Annotated in this window: 15 protein-coding genes; 7 read left to right on the top strand and 8 right to left on the bottom strand. The window is 65.9% G+C overall.

Features of this window, described 5'->3' with window-relative positions; translation table 11 throughout:
- On the top strand, positions 1 to 939 hold a 939-nt coding region (locus AC1DYX_RS17440), incomplete at its 5' end, for an MFS transporter (protein ID WP_477261029.1).
- Positions 940 to 1,164: 225 nt separating this feature from the next.
- Here the strand turns inward: AC1DYX_RS17440 and AC1DYX_RS17435 are convergent.
- Positions 1,165 to 3,354 carry a TonB-dependent receptor plug domain-containing protein gene (locus tag AC1DYX_RS17435; protein WP_477261027.1) on the bottom strand — a complete coding sequence of 730 codons (2,190 nt, stop codon included), beginning with the start codon at positions 3,352 to 3,354 and terminating at the stop codon, positions 1,165 to 1,167.
- A 192-nt stretch (positions 3,355 to 3,546) separates the two neighbouring features.
- Between AC1DYX_RS17435 and asd the strand changes: the two genes are divergently transcribed.
- Entirely contained in the window at positions 3,547 to 4,398 is an 852-nt protein-coding gene (gene asd, locus AC1DYX_RS17430; RefSeq protein WP_477261025.1) for an archaetidylserine decarboxylase, read from the top strand.
- Positions 4,399 to 4,473: 75 nt separating this feature from the next.
- Positions 4,474 to 4,803 carry a hypothetical protein gene (locus AC1DYX_RS17425; RefSeq protein ID WP_477261023.1) on the top strand — a complete coding sequence of 110 codons (330 nt, stop codon included), beginning with the start codon at positions 4,474 to 4,476 and terminating at the stop codon, positions 4,801 to 4,803.
- Positions 4,804 to 4,896: 93 nt separating this feature from the next.
- On the opposite strand, the gene AC1DYX_RS17420 is transcribed toward AC1DYX_RS17425, so the two are convergent.
- The 3 genes from AC1DYX_RS17420 to AC1DYX_RS17410 form a co-directional block, all read right to left on the bottom strand.
- Positions 4,897 to 5,262 (bottom strand): hypothetical protein, encoded by a 366-nt coding sequence (locus AC1DYX_RS17420; RefSeq protein ID WP_477261021.1) that lies wholly within the window; start codon positions 5,260 to 5,262, stop codon positions 4,897 to 4,899.
- Positions 5,263 to 5,328: 66 nt separating this feature from the next.
- Positions 5,329 to 6,897: a hypothetical protein gene (locus AC1DYX_RS17415; protein ID WP_477261019.1), complete on the bottom strand. Its 1,569-nt coding sequence runs from the start codon at positions 6,895 to 6,897 to the stop codon at positions 5,329 to 5,331.
- A 139-nt stretch (positions 6,898 to 7,036) separates the two neighbouring features.
- On the bottom strand, positions 7,037 to 7,948 hold the full coding sequence (locus AC1DYX_RS17410; protein WP_477261017.1) for a LysR family transcriptional regulator: 912 nt from the start codon (positions 7,946 to 7,948) through the stop codon (positions 7,037 to 7,039).
- Between the two features lie 114 nt (positions 7,949 to 8,062).
- Here AC1DYX_RS17410 and AC1DYX_RS17405 point away from each other — a divergent pair, with 114 nt between their 5' ends.
- The 3 genes from AC1DYX_RS17405 (at position 8,063) to AC1DYX_RS17395 (ending at position 10,180) form a co-directional block, all read left to right on the top strand.
- Complete coding sequence (locus tag AC1DYX_RS17405) at positions 8,063 to 8,656, top strand: FMN-dependent NADH-azoreductase (protein WP_477261015.1); 594 nt, start codon at positions 8,063 to 8,065, stop codon at positions 8,654 to 8,656.
- 33 nt (positions 8,657 to 8,689) lie between these two features.
- On the top strand, positions 8,690 to 9,583 hold the full coding sequence (locus AC1DYX_RS17400; protein WP_477261013.1) for a pirin family protein: 894 nt from the start codon (positions 8,690 to 8,692) through the stop codon (positions 9,581 to 9,583).
- A 111-nt stretch (positions 9,584 to 9,694) separates the two neighbouring features.
- Complete coding sequence (locus AC1DYX_RS17395) at positions 9,695 to 10,180, top strand: hypothetical protein (RefSeq protein WP_477261011.1); 486 nt, start codon at positions 9,695 to 9,697, stop codon at positions 10,178 to 10,180.
- Here AC1DYX_RS17395 and AC1DYX_RS17390 read toward each other — a convergent pair.
- A complete protein-coding gene (locus AC1DYX_RS17390; RefSeq protein WP_477261009.1) occupies positions 10,149 to 11,360 on the bottom strand; it encodes an acyltransferase family protein in 1,212 nt (403 codons plus the stop codon). The two genes, AC1DYX_RS17395 and AC1DYX_RS17390, sit on opposite strands and share 32 nt — an antisense overlap.
- A 115-nt stretch (positions 11,361 to 11,475) precedes the next feature.
- Here AC1DYX_RS17390 and AC1DYX_RS17385 point away from each other — a divergent pair, with 115 nt between their 5' ends.
- Positions 11,476 to 12,450: a M14 family metallopeptidase gene (locus AC1DYX_RS17385; RefSeq protein ID WP_477261007.1), complete on the top strand. Its 975-nt coding sequence runs from the start codon at positions 11,476 to 11,478 to the stop codon at positions 12,448 to 12,450.
- 20 nt (positions 12,451 to 12,470) lie between these two features.
- Here AC1DYX_RS17385 and AC1DYX_RS17380 read toward each other — a convergent pair whose 3' ends face one another.
- The 3 genes from AC1DYX_RS17380 to AC1DYX_RS17370 all read right to left on the bottom strand — a co-directional run.
- Positions 12,471 to 12,755: a lipid-A-disaccharide synthase N-terminal domain-containing protein gene (locus AC1DYX_RS17380; protein WP_477261005.1), complete on the bottom strand. Its 285-nt coding sequence runs from the start codon at positions 12,753 to 12,755 to the stop codon at positions 12,471 to 12,473.
- Positions 12,748 to 13,635, bottom strand: coding sequence for a phosphatase PAP2 family protein (locus AC1DYX_RS17375; RefSeq protein ID WP_477261003.1), 888 nt, complete (start codon positions 13,633 to 13,635; stop codon positions 12,748 to 12,750). Before AC1DYX_RS17375 ends, AC1DYX_RS17380 begins: the two co-directional genes overlap by 8 nt.
- Before the next feature lie 7 nt (positions 13,636 to 13,642).
- Positions 13,643 to 15,276: ArnT family glycosyltransferase (locus AC1DYX_RS17370; protein WP_477261001.1), on the bottom strand; the 1,634-nt coding region annotated here is incomplete at its 5' end.

Raw genomic sequence — 15,276 nt, 5'->3', positions numbered from 1 at the left:
TGCCTGTTCATCGGACGCGTGATCGGCGGAGCGTCGTCCGCCAGCATGTCGGTCGCATCCGCGTATGCATCCGACGTGTCGACGCCCGAGAACCGCGCGAAGAGCTTCGGCAAGATCGGCGCGGCGTTCGGCTTCGGCTTCATCTGCGGCCCGATCCTGGGCGGCATGCTGGGCAACGTCGGCCTGCACCTGCCGTTCTACGTGGCAGCCGCGCTCTCGGCCGCGAACTTCGTGTACGGCTTCGTCGCCGTACCGGAATCGCTGCCGCGCGAACGCCGCGCGCCGTTCCAGTGGGCGCGCATCAATCCGTTCGGCGCGCTGCTGCGGCTCGTGCGCCGGACCGACATCCGCGGCCTCATCATCGTCTTCACGCTCGTCTCGTTCGCCCAGATGATGCTGCAGGCGACGTGGGTCCTGTTCACGACATTCCGTTTCGACTGGACACCGCGCGACAACGGCATCGCCCTGTTCTGCGTGGGCCTGTGCTCGATCGTCATGCAGGCCGTGCTGCTCGGGCCGCTGATCCGCCGGTTCGGTGAAGTGCGGCTGGCGCTGATCGGCCTCACCTCCGGCGCCATCACCTTTCTGCTGTATGCGCTCGCGACACATGGCTGGATGATGTACGTGCTCATCCTGTGCAACCTGCTGTCGTTCGCGGCGGGCCCGGCGCTGCAGGGGATCCTGTCGAAATCGTCGTCGAGCCGCGAACAGGGCGAGCTGATGGGCTCGCTGCAATCGATCAGCAGCGCGGGCCTCGTCATCATGCCCCTCGTCGGTACCGTGCTGCTGGGCGCGGCAAGCCATCTGCCGCCGCAGGACTGGCGCGTGGGCGGCCCGTTCTTCGTCTGCGCCGCCATGCAGGCGGCCGCGCTGCTCGTCGCCCGTCACTACTTCCGCCGGCGCGGGCTCGCCACGGCGACGGCCGCCGAGCAGGCGTGACGGCGCACGGCGCCATCGCCGGTCCTGCTGGCCGAAAATTCGGGGTCAGAGCACATTATTCTCAAAATTCGGGGTCAGAGCACTTTTTTGAGATATTGCTCGCTTAACATCGGCACGCGGCCCGCTTCAGGCTGAATTTCTGGGCCTTGTAGCAAGGTCGATCGTGCTCGGCATTGAGCAAGTCTTCCGAGCTATTGTCCGGAAATTTGCTCTGACCCCGAATTTTCAGAACTTCATTTCGAGCGTCGCGCGCACGCTGCGGTACAGCGGGGTGATCGTGCGCGTGGACTGGGTGCCGTTGCCTGCCAGGACATAACTGCTTTCGCTGACGAAGTCCTGGGCCAGCAGGTTCGAGGTGGCGACGCGCAGTTGCAGTTTCGGGTCGAATTTCCACAGCGCGTACAGGTCGAGGTCGCGCCGCACGGACTGGTAGCTGATCTGGTTGCCCGAAACGCGCACCTCGCCGCCGTTCTTGAACACGTAGGAACCGCCCACCGTCAACGGCCCCTGCCTGTAGTCCGCGCCCAGCGTGGCCGACACCGGCGTCTGGGCATCCAGGCGGTTGTTCGGCCCCGGCACCGAATCGACCGTCGACCAGTTGCGCGACAGGCTCGCGCGCAGGTCCAGCGCGGTCGTCGTGGCGATCACGGCCTTCAGCGGGAATTTCGCCTCCAGTTCCAGGCCATGGGTGCGTGCCTGGCCCGCGTTCGATGGTGTCGACACCCAGCGCGTGCCGTCGAACAGCACCTTGTTGCGCGTGTAGTCGTCGATGCGGCGCGTCGAGACGCTCGCCGACAGCAGCGCGCCCTCGGCCCAGTAATGCTCGTACGACGCATCGATGCCGAGCGCCAGCTCCGGTTTCAGGTTCGGGTTGCCGATGTAGTCCGGTTCCGTCTGGCTATTGTTGACGGACGTGAAGCGGTGCGGGATCAGGCTCTGTACACCCGGCGCCTTGTACGTGCGTGTGACGGCGAGGCGCACCTGATCGCCCTTCGTGTCCGGAAGCTTGTACAGGGTCTGCATCAGCGGGCTCCACACGGTCGAACGCGAATGGGCCGTGGCGAACGTATTGCCTTCCGTCCGCGTCTGGATACCCTCCCAGCGGGCGCCCAGGTAGACGGACCAGCGCGGCGTCACGTTCCACTCGTCCTGCGTGTACAGCGCCAGCCGCGCGACGTGGGCATCATAGACTTCGTCGCCGCCGGGCAGCACGACGTCCGGCTGGAAATAGTCGCGGTCGCGGCGGGCATCGTCGCGGGTCGCGTAGCCGCCGTCCCAGCCGAACGCGAGCGCATGGCCCTCCCAGGCGCCGCTCGTATATTTACCCATCGAGCTGATGCCCCTGTCCGTGCCGGCCGACAGGATCACCTCGTGCAGCGCCGGCGATGCCGGATTGCCACTGCCCGTGCGATAGGTCGCGTTGGCGAGGTCGCCGTACAGGCCGCTGAGCTTCGCATCCAGCTTGCCGCCGGACGCGAATTTATGAACCCAGTTCAATTCCTCGCGGAAGAAGCGGTTGTCGTTGCTCATCGTCTGGCCCAGCGCCGGATACGCGGGCAGCGGGCCGAGTTCGGTGTCGACATGTGCTGTTGACACGTTCTGGAAGCGGTTGATGTTGAAGAATGTCTGCGACGTGAGGGTGTCGCCGTCATCGAAACTCCAGTTCAGGCGCGGACTCAGATTGAAGCCCATAAAACGGCTCGCGTCGGATTGCCCGCCCAGGCGCAGACCGTCGAGCTGACCGGCCGTGTCGAGGTGCCGCTCGACGGTTGCAGGCGTGCGCCAGAAGTGCGCGCGCGACACATTCGCCGACAGCGAATACGACAGCTTGCCCAGGCGGTCCGACAACTGCAGGTTCACGGTCGGGCCCGCGTAGTCATGCCCATGGCCATAGCCAGCCTTCAATTCGCGCTGGGCCGATTTCACCGTCTTCTTGAGCACGATGTTGATGGTACCGGCAATCGCCTGCGTGGAAAATTCCGCGCTGGCGGCGCGCAGCACCTCGATGCGTTCGATGACGTCAGGCGCCAGCGAGTCGATGGAAAAGCCGGCCGGCGCACGCTCGCCATTGATCAGCACTTGCGTATAACCACTGCCGAGACCGCGCATGCGGATCTCGCCGCCCCGTCCGCCCATCCCGCTGACGGTCACGCCGGGGACGCGCTTGAGCACGTCGAGGACGCTCGTGTCGCCATATTTGACGATCTCGTCGTGATTGACGACGATCTTGCTGGCAGTATCGTCGCGGCGCGGATCATAGGCATCGGCCGCGCCCCGCACCTCGACCTGCTGGACCTTGGCAGCTTTGTCATCCCTGGTCAGTGAGGCATTCGCCTCCTGTGCGTGGACAGAACACGAAACGGCGACGGCGGCAGCGATCAGGGTCAAGCGGAACGGCGTTATTACGATAGGCATGTCAGAATGGCAAAAATAGAATGGCCGTCATTGTGCACCAGTTCGCATTTACTTTGTTGCTCCTGCGTAAATATTTTTGATATGCACGCAAGGGATTGAGCGGTTTGCCGATCGATTAATGCATTTTGGCAAAGCCATTTTCACGCACGCCCGTGCCGCTATAATGGCGGGTCTTCATTTCGAGGTTGCACCGTGTCCGATCGCCTTAAAGTCTTGCCCCAGTACCTGCTGCCGAAGCAGCGCATCACGACCTTCGCGGGCCGCGTGGCCGGTGCCAAGGGCGGCACGGTCACGACCCGGCTGATCCGCTGGTTCGTGGCCAAGTACGGCGTCGACATGAACGAAGCCGAGAACCCCGACATCGCGAGTTACAAGAGCTTCAACGATTTCTTCACCCGCCCCCTTAAAGCGGGCGTGCGCCCGCTGGCCGATGCCGATTTCGTCTGCCCCGTCGACGGCGCGATCAGCCAGTTCGGCGCCATCGACGACCACCACATCCTGCAGGCCAAGGGCCACCGCTTCACGACGACGGAACTGGTCGGCGGCGACGCCGCGCTGGCCAAGCAGTTCCAGCACGGCTGCTTTGCCAACCTGTACCTGTCGCCGAAGGATTACCACCGCCTGCACATGCCGTGCGACGGCAAGCTGACCCGCATGATCTATGTGCCGGGTGCCCTGTTCTCCGTGAACCCGACGACGGCACGCGGCGTACCGAACCTGTTCGCCCGCAACGAGCGCGTCGTCTGCGTGTTCGAATCGCCCGAGCACGGTCCGTTCGTGATGGTGCTCGTGGGCGCGACGATCGTCGGCAGCATGGCCACCGTCTGGCACGGCGTCGTCAACCCGCCGCGCATGCAGAAGGTGACGGAATGGACGTATGCGGACCAGAACATCGTCCTGAAAAAGGGCGAAGAAATGGGCCGCTTCCTGCTCGGCTCGACGATCGTCATGCTGTTCCGTCCCGGCACGATCCAGTTCAATCCGGACTGGGCGCCGGAACGGTCTGTTCGCCTTGGCGAGATGATGGGGAACAAGCCCGCCTGATTGACGCGCCACCTACGCGAAGCAGGTGTGTCCGTGCGCCGCTTATACCAACACAAGGACGATTTCGAGGCAGAGATGGTCATCCTGACACGGGACGAAGGCGGACGCGACACGCCGCCTCTCAACGGCATCCGCTGGGATCTCATGTACGAAGACGATGACGAGGGCGAGCCCTGCCTCTACATCATCTGGCCGGAATTCATCGATGCGAACGGGGATGCGCTGCAGCGCGACGTTCCGTTGAGCGGAACGCTACGGGCACGCATGCACATCGTGAACGACGAACTCGCCAAGTCGATTCACAAGAACCGCATCCGGGTTGGGACCCGCTTTTTCATGATGGAAGGTGCGCACAAGGTGGCGCGCGGCACTGTCAGCAGGATCACAGGCCTGATCGATCGCTGATCGGCGGGCGCCATCCTGATGGGCACGCCACATGGCCCGGACGGCGTTGGCGGCGGACGTCATGTAGCGTTTGTGAGAAACGGTCTCCCTACCTTACTTGACAGGAATCGATTCTCCCCGCTGCTCAGGATCGACCTGCTTGAGTGCAAGACTTGAATCTGCAAGAAACGAACGGCACTCTTCTGCCATTGTTTTGGCGCTCAAGTCGCGCATCTTGTCACTCGCCCATTTCCTCATGTCGGGATATATCTTGGAAGCGCGCGCCTGTTTAATCTCTTCCATATTTTCAGCGAATAAGGAATTCTTCTTTGCTTCGTACCTCGATGCCGATTCAGGCTCTGCCTTTGCGCAAGCTAACGAAAACTCGTCCATATACGCCACCGCTGCCTCTATAGGCCAGGGACTGGCTTGCGCGACTACGCTGAATATTGCCAGGCCGAGGGTGAACAAAAGCCGCATGGTGTTTCCATCAATAAGTCAAAATACCTGAACGATCGAGTCGAACAGGATCGAACAGGCAGCCTTTCAGTCCCTCGCGCCCACGGCATTGGTCTTGCGCGTCGCCGACCGCCCCATATGCCCGTACGCCGGGGTACCGATAATGTTCCGGTTGCCGGTCAGCGCAGGCACGCGCGGACGGTAACTCTGGTCGATGTCGTTGAAGCTCCCAGTCCGCGCATTCGTGCCGGGGGCGTCGCGCGTGCCATCGCCGTTGCAATAGCCGATGTACAGATTGGAGTCGATCTTCTTGTCGCCCAATGCCTTGGTGCTGATGAACATGGGGAACAGCTTGTGTTTGGCATCGTCGTAGTAGCGCGACAGCGCCACGAACGTATTGTGTTCGACGGTCATCCCCCACTTGCGCGAAGGTGAAGCCGATTCGACGCCGAAGGTTAACGAGGCGCCGTTCGAGTTATTGCCGGAATAATTCTTCACGAAGATCGTATTACGCACGGTCAGCTCACCGCCATCGGGCACGTCGAGCAGATAGGTCTCGGCCTGCTGGCCCGCCGCGGCGCGCCGGCCGGTGAGGTACGAGCCTTCGACGATCGTCCGCTGGGCACGCGATTTCAGCAGGTGTCCGTAATAGGAGTCGTGACTCCACGATCCAACGACCTTGAAGGTGAACGTCGGATCGCTGTTGCTGCCATTGATATAGGCATTGTGCTCTGGACCGCCGCCGCCGCCATTGCTGTCGAGCTCGACATTCTCGAGCAGTAAGGTACCTGCGGTATTGCCCGTCGAGAAAATGCCGTTGGCGCTGTGCTGTTTGAAGCCGGCGATCCGGACCTTGCGCAATGTGACGTCCTGCGCGCCGTTGATATAGACCGCCGCCTTGCCGACGTTACCTCCGGACGGCGAGTCGACGATATCCAGGTTTTCGATGGTGATATTGGTGGCCCGCTGCGATATTTTTCCGGCCGAATCGTACTTCCCGTCGATATAGATGAGCCCCTGCCCATAGGTCGCATTCGAAGCCCCTTTCGGCGGATTCACGATCACCGGACGCTTGCCATCGACTGTTACGCCCCGAATGGTGAGATGACTCGGCACCGAGTATTGATGGTTGCGGAAGTCCTCGTCATTGACGATATTCGGCCCGATATAGATCTGCATATTGGCGCCGCTATACACCGCCGGATAGACGAGGAACACGTCGCCGCTTTTCCATTGCGTGTACGGCGCCCGGCGGAATGGACCGACGCTCGAATCGTTGCCGTTTTCACTATTGGGCTTGGAGCGTCCGGCGTCGCCGCCGAAAGCCGAATACGTCGCGATCGCGACACCGTTCCGCATCTGCACGATCTTGGGCGTGCCCGAGGTTGCCGGCGCGTCCTGTTTGACGACCTTCGAACGATTCCAGTCCCATTGCGCAGGATAGTCGTCATCCTTGCAATAGCTGGACGCGTAATGCGTTGCTGGAGAATAGTTTCCTTCCGGCAGGGCCTTGTTTGCAGCCGCTGTCGGGGCCGGGGTGGACGCTGCGTCCGCGCTTTCAGGTGTCGTCGAAGCAGTCGTCGCTGCCGACGCGGCCGGTCCGTCGCTTCCACCGGAGGCGAGCGTCGTACCCACAATGCCGAGGAGTGCAGTCAACAGTAGCGCGCGGCTTAACTTCAATTTGTCATCTTGAGGCATAGGCAGAAATACCGGTAAGAACAATCTTCACGAAACATCAGACACTCGACAGCATCATACGCAAAAAAGCCCATCAGACGTGTTACGGTGCAACCCGTCAATCGATCTTGCCTTGGTTCTTGCAGAACATGTCATCCATCATGTCGAGAAACGCCCGCGTCTTCGCGGGCATCAGGCGCCGACCAGGAAACACGGCCCAGCCGGTCGATGCGGGCAAATCCCACTCCGGCAACACACGCACCAGTTCGCCCTTCTTCACGTGATCGGACACGATGAAGTCCGTGCTCGCCGCGATGCCGGCCCCGGTACAGGCGATATGCGCCAGCAGCTGGGGTGAATTGGCCGTCAGGCGTGCCGTCAGCTCCCTTTCCCACCGCACCTTGCCACGGTGCAAAATCCAAGGCGCGGCGCCACCCGTGCGCCTGAGCATGCACAGCAGGTCGTGCTGCAGCAGGTCGTCCGGATGCTCGGGCAGGCCGCGCCGTGCGAGGTAGGACGGCGCCGCGTACAGGCCGAAGTTCTGGACGGCGATACGGCGCGCGGCCAGGGTGGAGTCTTCCGGCAGGTCGCCCATGCGGATCGCGATGTCGAAATTTTCCGCGACGAGATCCACGCGCCGCGGCGACAAATCCACTTCCAGCGACACGGCCGGATAGCGATCCAGGAAGCGCGGAATCATGTCCTTCATGACGACGGTCGCGAAATCCTGCGGCATCGAGATGCGCAGCTTGCCGCTGGGCGCGGCCTGGCGGTGCTGGGCCAGCGCACCCGCCGCCTCGACCTCGTCCGCGACCTTGCGCGCGTGTTCCAGCAGGCTCGCGCCGAACTCCGTCAGCATCAGGCGGCGCGTCGTCCGCTGCAGCAGCCGCTCGCCCAGGCTCGCCTCCAGCATGGCGATGCGGCGCGACACGGTCGACTTCGGCAGGTCGAGGCGCTGGGCCGCCATGCTGAAACTGCCCGCCTCGACGATGCGAGCAAACAGCAGCAGGTCGTTCGGTTCGACATCCATTACATTGTTCCATGGGTTGAATAATGTTATCCATTCTACCGTCTTCCGCACGATATTTGGAACCGTTAAAGTGTACCCATCGAAACACAAACCAGACAAAGAAAGGCAGACACCATGAACATCCTGCAGATCAACTCGAGCTTGCGCGGCAACCAGTCCGAATCGACCCGCGTGACCAACGCGATCGTCGCCAGGTTGGCCGCCGCCAACCCGGGCGCGACCGTCACCGTGCGCGACGTGGGCGCGAATCCGCATCCGGTGCTGGACGAAGCAGCGCTGGGCGCCCTGTTCACCCCGGCCGACCAGCGTACGCCGGAGCAGGCTGCCCGCGTGGCCCTGGACGACGCGCTGATCGCCGAAGCCCAAGCCGCCGACGTGATCGTGCTCGGTGCCCCGATGTACAACTTCGGCATGCCGATCCAGCTGAAAGCCTGGTTCGACGCCATCGCCCGCGCTGGCGTGACCTTCCGCTACACGGAAAGCGGTCCGGAAGGCCTGCTGAAAGGTAAGAAAGTGTATGTGGCCACGGCGCGTGGCGGCGTCTACCCGCTTGATGCCGACCCGCAGGTGCCGCACATCCGGATGTTGCTGAACTTCCTGGGCCTCACGGACCACGCGTTCATCCACTCGCCGGCCCAGGCGATGGGTCCGGAAGCGGCCGCGAAGGGCCAGGCCGAAGCCGACGCCGCGGTCGCCGCGCTGGCGTAATCAAGACCACGTCCCAGGAATCGAGGAGCCATCATGACCCAGCAACTGCAAACCCAGGCCGTGGCTACCAGCCGCGGCGTCGAACGCCTGGTCGGCGGCCAGTCCGTGATGGACGGCGCAGGCGTCAGGATCAATCGCGTGCTCACCCAGCCGCTGCAGCGCCGCCTCGACCCGTTCCTGATGCTCGACGCGTTCGGCAGCGACAAGGCAGGCGACTACATCGCCGGCTTCCCCGAGCACCCGCACCGCGGCTTCGAAACCGTCACCTACATGCTCACCGGGCGCATGCGCCACCGCGACAGCGCCGGCCACGAAGGCCTCGTCACGAACGGCGGCGTGCAGTGGATGACGGCCGGCCGTGGCGTCGTCCACTCGGAGATGCCGGAGCAGAACGAGGGCCTGATGGAAGGCTTCCAGCTGTGGCTCAACCTGCCCGCGAAGGACAAGTTGAGCGCGCCGTGGTACCGCGATATCCCGGCCGAGGACGTCCCGCGCTTCACGCTCGACTCAGGCAGCACCGTGCAGGTGATCGCCGGCAGCAGCCACGGCGTCGCCGGTGCCGTGCAGCGCGACGTCACGCAGCCGCTGTACCTGGACATCGAGCTGCCCGCCGGCGCCACGTTCGAGCAACCGCTGCCGGCCGGTCACAACGCATTCGTCTACGTGTTCCGCGGCGAGGCCGTGGTCGAAGGCAAGGCGGTGCCGCAGGCACGCATGGCCATCCTCGACAACGCACAGGACGCCGACGGCGTGCGCATCAAGGCCACGGCCCCGGCACGCCTGCTGTTGATCGCGGGTCGTCCGCTGAACGAGCCGATCGCGCAATACGGCCCGTTCGTGATGAATACGCAGGCCGAGATCTTCCAGGCCGTCGAGGACTTCCGTAACGGCAAGTTCACGGATTCGACGGCGGCGAGCACCGCGTAAGCGTCGTCGCACTTTTCCGCGCGGTCGGGCGGCCTTTCGGGGCCGGCCCAGCGCGCGTTCCGTCGTCCTGGTCTACACTAACGGGCATCGAAACATCACCGCTCGTCCACGATGCCGCTGCTTCCCGTCCTGTCGTCCCTGCTCGCCCGCGCCAGCCGCGCCCTCGGCCTGGAAAGCGCCGACGCCTTCCCGCCCGGCCACCAGTATGCCCGCACGCGCTGGGATCCCGCCTGGTTCGACATCCCGTCCGACCTGAAACCGGAGCGGATGGAAACGGCCATCTGCGAAGCGATCGCCAACACGCCAGGCGTGTTCGCCCACATCACGCATCCGACGCCGCGCATGCAGCGCGCGCTCCTTGGCATCATCCAAGCCAGGCTGCGCCGCGGCAGCGTGGCGCCGACCGACCTCGTCGCCATGCTGATCGATGCCTACGACAGCCCGCACACGCCGGAAGCCCTGCCCGGCCTGCGCGCGGCGCTGGCATCGACGGAAGGGTATGATCCGTCGATGCGGATCGGGCACCTGCAGGCCTGGCTGGCCGACATGCCGGCCGCCTTCGACGTCATCGACGCGCCGGTCCGGGTGCGCGGCTGAGGACGTTGCGTTCGACCGGGTCGCGCTCGACCGGGCCGACGGCGGCGCGCGTGGCGAACCGGCGCTCGCGCAGGCGCATGAACGGCGTCTCGACGACCGCGTACAGCAGCCATCCGGCCAGCAGCGAAGCGAACAGGCTCGCGGCGATCGTGACCGCCTCCCCGGCCGCATAGCCGGCCTGCCCCAGGCGCGCGGCGACGAGGATGCACACGGATTTGTGCGTCAGATAAATGGCATACGACCACAGGGCAAGGCGAYCCGCGCCCGGCACCCGCACGCGGTGCAGCAGCGAACCCGGCGCCAGCGCGGCCAGGATCAGCAGCGCGCAGCCGAGGGCCAGCAGCGGATAGSCGGCCACGGTCTGGGCAAACGCGAAATGATCATCGAGAAACCACGCGAAGGTTGCTCCGACGACGAGCACGCCGGCCGCCAGCAGCGCATTGCCGTGCGCGAGGATGCGCCGCCACAGGCCGGGCGCACGATGCTTCAGCAGGGCCAGCGCACCGCCCGCCAGCAATTCATCGCAGCGGCACCAGCTCGAGTAATAAATATTCTGGTAGTAGTAGCGCAGCCACTCTGGTGCGTCCTGGCCGTCCTGCCAGAGGGTCGCCCGCACGAGCATGCCGGCGGCCACGGCCAGCAACAGCGCCCACCACGCCCAGCGCAGGCTCAGGCCGCGCCGCCCCAGCGCCGCGCCGGCCAGGACGACGGCCGGCAGCAGCATGTAGAACTGTTCCTCGATGCACAGCGACCACGCGTGCGAGAACGCCGTCCCCGGCTCGAGGTGGATGTTCTGGGTGAAGGTGAGGTAGTGCCACAGGGGCAGCATGGGCGTGTCGCCGCGCCAGGCCGGCCACAACGCATACAGCGCCAGCACGACCCAGAAATTCGGCAGCGTACGCAGCAGGCGGCGCGCATAGAAACGCCCCAGGCCCAGCCCGCGCGCAGAACCGGCCGCGGCGAAGATCTGGTTGCCGATCAGGTAGCCGGACAGCGCGAAGAACAGGTCGACGCCGCCCCACCCGATCTCGCCGACCCGGCCGAACATCGACGCGTCACCGACGAACAGCGTGTAATGATGCAGCACCACGAGCGACACCGCGAGGGCGCGCAACGTATCCAGGCCATGGATGCGCGCGGAGGTGGGCGACTGGCCGTCGCCGGCGGCGGCAAGGTGCATGTTGGCAATCGATCACGAAAGCCTCGGATCATGCCATGCACCCGTCCTGCACGCCAGTCTTGCACCCCGTTTCCGCTACAATGCCGGGACTTATTTCTTCTTCGGAACACAACGCATGATTCCCGCCAGCCAGCTGCACTTCAAGTCCGTCAACTACACCGGCCAGGGCCCCGGCCCCAGGGTGATCATCATGGGCGCCACCCACGGCAACGAGACGTGCGGCACCCAGGCCATCCAGCGGATCATGGYGGACATCGACGCCGGCCGCCTGCAGATCCTGAACGGCAGCGTGACCTTCGTGCCGATCGTGAACCCGCTAGCGTATGCGAAGAACACACGCTCGGGCGACCGCAACCTGAACCGCGACCTGTCGCCGAAAGCTGCCCCGCAGGACTTCGAGGACCACGTCGCCAACTGGCTGTGCCCGCTGCTGGCCCGGCACGACGTCCTGCTCGACCTGCACTCGTTCAACGCGGCCCACGGCGAGCCGTTCGTGATGGTCGGCCCGATGGACAACGACGGCCCGCTCGAACCGTTCCGCCACATGCGCGCGGAACGGGCGCTGGCACGCCGCCTCGGCGTGCGCCGCTTCGTCACGGGCTGGATGGCCGCGTACGGCGGCGGCGTCCAGCGGCGCTCGCGCGGCAACGCGGCCGAACTGGAAACCACGCTGCGCTATGGTGTCGGCACGACGGAATACATGCGCAGCACGGGCGGCTACGCGCTGACGCTCGAATGCGGCCAGCACCTCGACCCGCGCGCGCCGGAAGTCGCCTTTACGGCCATCATGAACACGCTCGCTTTCCTGAAGCTCATCGATGCCCCGGAGCCGCAACCGGTGCCGTTCGAAGAGATGGAAGCGCTGCAGATGGTCGTCGTGCACGACAAGCTCGACGCGGGCGACCGCTTCACGCGCCAGTGGGCCAGCTTCGACCCGGTCCCTGAAGGCGAACAGATCGGCGTGCGCGCGGACGGTACGCCGGTCGTCGCCGAATTCGCCGGCCGCATCCTGTTCCCGGACGTGAATGCCGCGCCAAACCACGAGTGGTATTACCTCACGCGGCCGAATCCGCAGTTCGGGCGCGAATAACGCAGGGCCGTTCACGCCCCTCACTCCGCGCGCAGCCTGTCGGCGCCCCGCGCACGCCTGATCAGTTGCAGGTTGCGCAGATAGATCGCAACACCCACGCCCTGTCCGGCGACGAAGACCGGGTCGCGCCGGTGCAACGCATACACGAGCAGCACCAGTGCACCGGCGATGCTCAGGTACCAGAACGACACGGGGATCACGCTGCGGCGATGGCGCTCGCTGGCGATCCACTGGATGACGAAACGGCCCATGAACACGGCCTGCCCGCCGAAGCCCAGCAGCAGCCACCAGTCCTCGTCAACCATCGCGCCTCCGTCGCTGCATGCGCCCGGCCCACCACCGCAATCGCAGCGGGTGCACGCGCTTCGCCCGTGTCGCGCGCGCCATCCCCGCATGCCATGGCGGTGCCTGGGCCGGATACGGCGTCGCGAGGCCACGGAGTTCCCATGCTCCCCAGACGAGGCATACGGCGGCGAGGATGCGCTGTGCCGGCATCACCGCCGACATACCGATGTGGTGGCTCACGAGCAGGCTCGCCGCCACGGCCAACAGGACCGCGCCGGCCAGCCTGCCGCCCCATCCCGCCGTATGCCAGCGCCGCCGCGCCTGCAATGCGAGGCCGCACCACGCACCGAACCACCCGCCCAGCATCCCCCACAACACGTCGAGGGGCCAGTGCACGCCGACCATGATGCGCGACAGTCCGACGAGCCCGGCCAGGCCGAGCAACGACGCCCGCCACAGCGCATGGCTCTCGACGCCCAGGATCCAGATGCCCGCCAGCGCCGTCCCCGCGGCAGCGTGGCCGGACGGGAACGAGACGTGGCGGAAGGCGGGCCCCGCCAGGTGAAACTCGCCAGGCCCGAACACGGACAGGGGACGCGGCACGTCGATCAGCTGCTTGGTGACCTGGGTCCACAGGCCCGCCACCGTGGCCGCCACCAACGCCGCCCAGAACAGGCCCGGCGCGCGCCGGATGCAGGGCAGTACGAGCGCCAGCGCCACGGCCCCGTCGCCGAGCATGGTCAGGTGGAACCACGCCACGTCGCCGACGGCCTGGCCGCCATGGTTCAGCCACAGGAACAGCGCATGGTTGGCACCCGTCGCGTGGATGGCCACCACGAGCGCCACCACGACGGCGGGCGGCAGCCAGGCCCAGCGGGAGTGCAAGGTAACCCGTCGCATCGCAACCTCATTGTCCGATGCGCACCAGCAGCACGCCACCCTCGCGGAACAGCACGCGAACCGGTCCGAGACCGTCGAGCGCATCGCTGCGGGTCAGGATCACGTCACCCGGGCGCGGCACGTCGGCCCTTGGGGTGACCGCGCCGCGGTAGACGGAAAAGCTGGGCGCATCGATGCGCCAGCTGCGCACGGTCCATCCGGCCTGCCGGGCCAGCAGTGCCGCACGCTTGACGGGCCCCTGCTGGAGCTCGGCGACGGCCGGCAGCAACAGGCCCCCGAGCGCCCAGGAACACAGCAGCGCCGCCGCAGCCAGGCGGGGCCAGGCACCCGCACCGGCGTCCACCGCATCGCTGCTCGCGTTCGCAGGCGGGGACACGTCGGCGGTGGCGATGGCGGTAGCAGTCCCGGCGCCCGGCCGCCGCGGCCACGTTGCCAGCAACAGCACGCCGGCCACGAGGGCGAGCGACTGCGCCTGCCAGGCGGGATCGAAGACGCATTGCCTGGACAGCGCCTCGCGCACGTACGCGTCGCGCGCGCCCGGTGCCGCGTGGCGCAGCACGTACGGCAACGCCGCCACGGCGCCCGCCAGCAACAGCGCGGGCAGCAGCGCCGGCAACCGGTTGCGCAACACGTGACGTTCCCGCGCCATCAGGATGAACAGCGGCGTCGCGCCGTACAGCAGGTAATGCGGCAGCTTGGTGCCGGCCAGCGTGAAGAATACGAGGACGAACAGGAACCAGCACCACAGCAACGTGTCGAGCGGCGTGGCGCGCAGGCGGCGCAGGCCGGGCAGCGTGGCCAGCAGCAGCGCCGTGTACGGCAGCACGAGCACCAGCAGCGCCGGCAGGTAGTACAGCGGACCGCCCGCATGGCCTTGCAGCGGGACGAGGAAGCGCTCGACGTTGTGGCGCAGGAGGAAGCCGGCCAGGAAGGCATCGCCGCGGCGCTCCAATTCAAGCACATACCAGGGTCCTGCGACGGCAAACAGGATCAGCCAGCCGACCGGGTCGCGCACGGCACGCCACCAGAGGGCGCCACGCCCGTGCAGCAGGAACGCGATGGCACCGGCAGCGCCCGGCACGAGCAGTGCGATGGGCCCCTTGGTCAGCACGCCGAGACCGATCCAGCAACAGGCGCGGCGGCCCCAGCGTGGCCGCGGGTCGACCAGTGCGCGGTAGACGTCGAACATCGCCAGCGCGAGGAACAGGTTCAGCAGGGCGTCGGCGATCGCCCCGCGTCCGATCACGACGACGCCGGCGCTGGTGGCCGCGATGAAGGCAGCGGCGCGGGCCGTGTCGCGGCCGAGCACGCGGCGTACGAACAAGTGGATGGCGCCGATCCAGGCCGTGGCCGCGAGCGCGGACGGCAGCCGGAGCGCGAACTCGTCCAGGCCGAACAAGCGCACGGACAGGGCCTGCAGCCAGTACGTCAGGATCGGCTTGTCGAAGCGCGGCCGGTCGTTCAGCCATGTCGACACGTAGTCGCCGCGCGCGAGCATCTCCCGCGTCGCTTCACCGAATGCGCCCTCGTCGACGTCGAACAGCGGCACCGCGCCAAGGCCGTGGAAAAAGGCGAGCCATACCGCGAACGCGAGCAGCAGCGGCCACGCCCACGGGGCCGCCAGGGCGCGCACCGCGGGCC

It is taken from the genome of Massilia sp. P2_C2, assembly GCF_056404615.1.
The sequence above is the reverse complement of the archived record's forward strand: the minus strand, read 5'-3'. Positions and strand labels throughout refer to the sequence as shown.

Excerpts from the sequence above, each read along its gene's own strand:
- AC1DYX_RS17395 (WP_477261011.1), top strand. The coding sequence starts at position 9,695 with ATGCCGCTGCTTCCCGTCCTGTCGTCCCTGCTCGCCCGCGCCAGCCGC.
- AC1DYX_RS17380 (WP_477261005.1), bottom strand. The coding sequence starts at position 12,755 with ATGGTTGACGAGGACTGGTGGCTGCTGCTGGGCTTCGGCGGGCAGGCC.
- AC1DYX_RS17405 (WP_477261015.1), top strand. The coding sequence starts at position 8,063 with ATGAACATCCTGCAGATCAACTCGAGCTTGCGCGGCAACCAGTCCGAA.
- AC1DYX_RS17425 (WP_477261023.1), top strand. The coding sequence starts at position 4,474 with ATGGTCATCCTGACACGGGACGAAGGCGGACGCGACACGCCGCCTCTC.
- AC1DYX_RS17375 (WP_477261003.1), bottom strand. The coding sequence starts at position 13,635 with ATGCGACGGGTTACCTTGCACTCCCGCTGGGCCTGGCTGCCGCCCGCC.
- AC1DYX_RS17420 (WP_477261021.1), bottom strand. The coding sequence starts at position 5,262 with ATGCGGCTTTTGTTCACCCTCGGCCTGGCAATATTCAGCGTAGTCGCG.
- AC1DYX_RS17400 (WP_477261013.1), top strand. The coding sequence starts at position 8,690 with ATGACCCAGCAACTGCAAACCCAGGCCGTGGCTACCAGCCGCGGCGTC.
- AC1DYX_RS17435 (WP_477261027.1), bottom strand. The coding sequence starts at position 3,354 with ATGCCTATCGTAATAACGCCGTTCCGCTTGACCCTGATCGCTGCCGCC.
- AC1DYX_RS17410 (WP_477261017.1), bottom strand. The coding sequence starts at position 7,948 with ATGGATGTCGAACCGAACGACCTGCTGCTGTTTGCTCGCATCGTCGAG.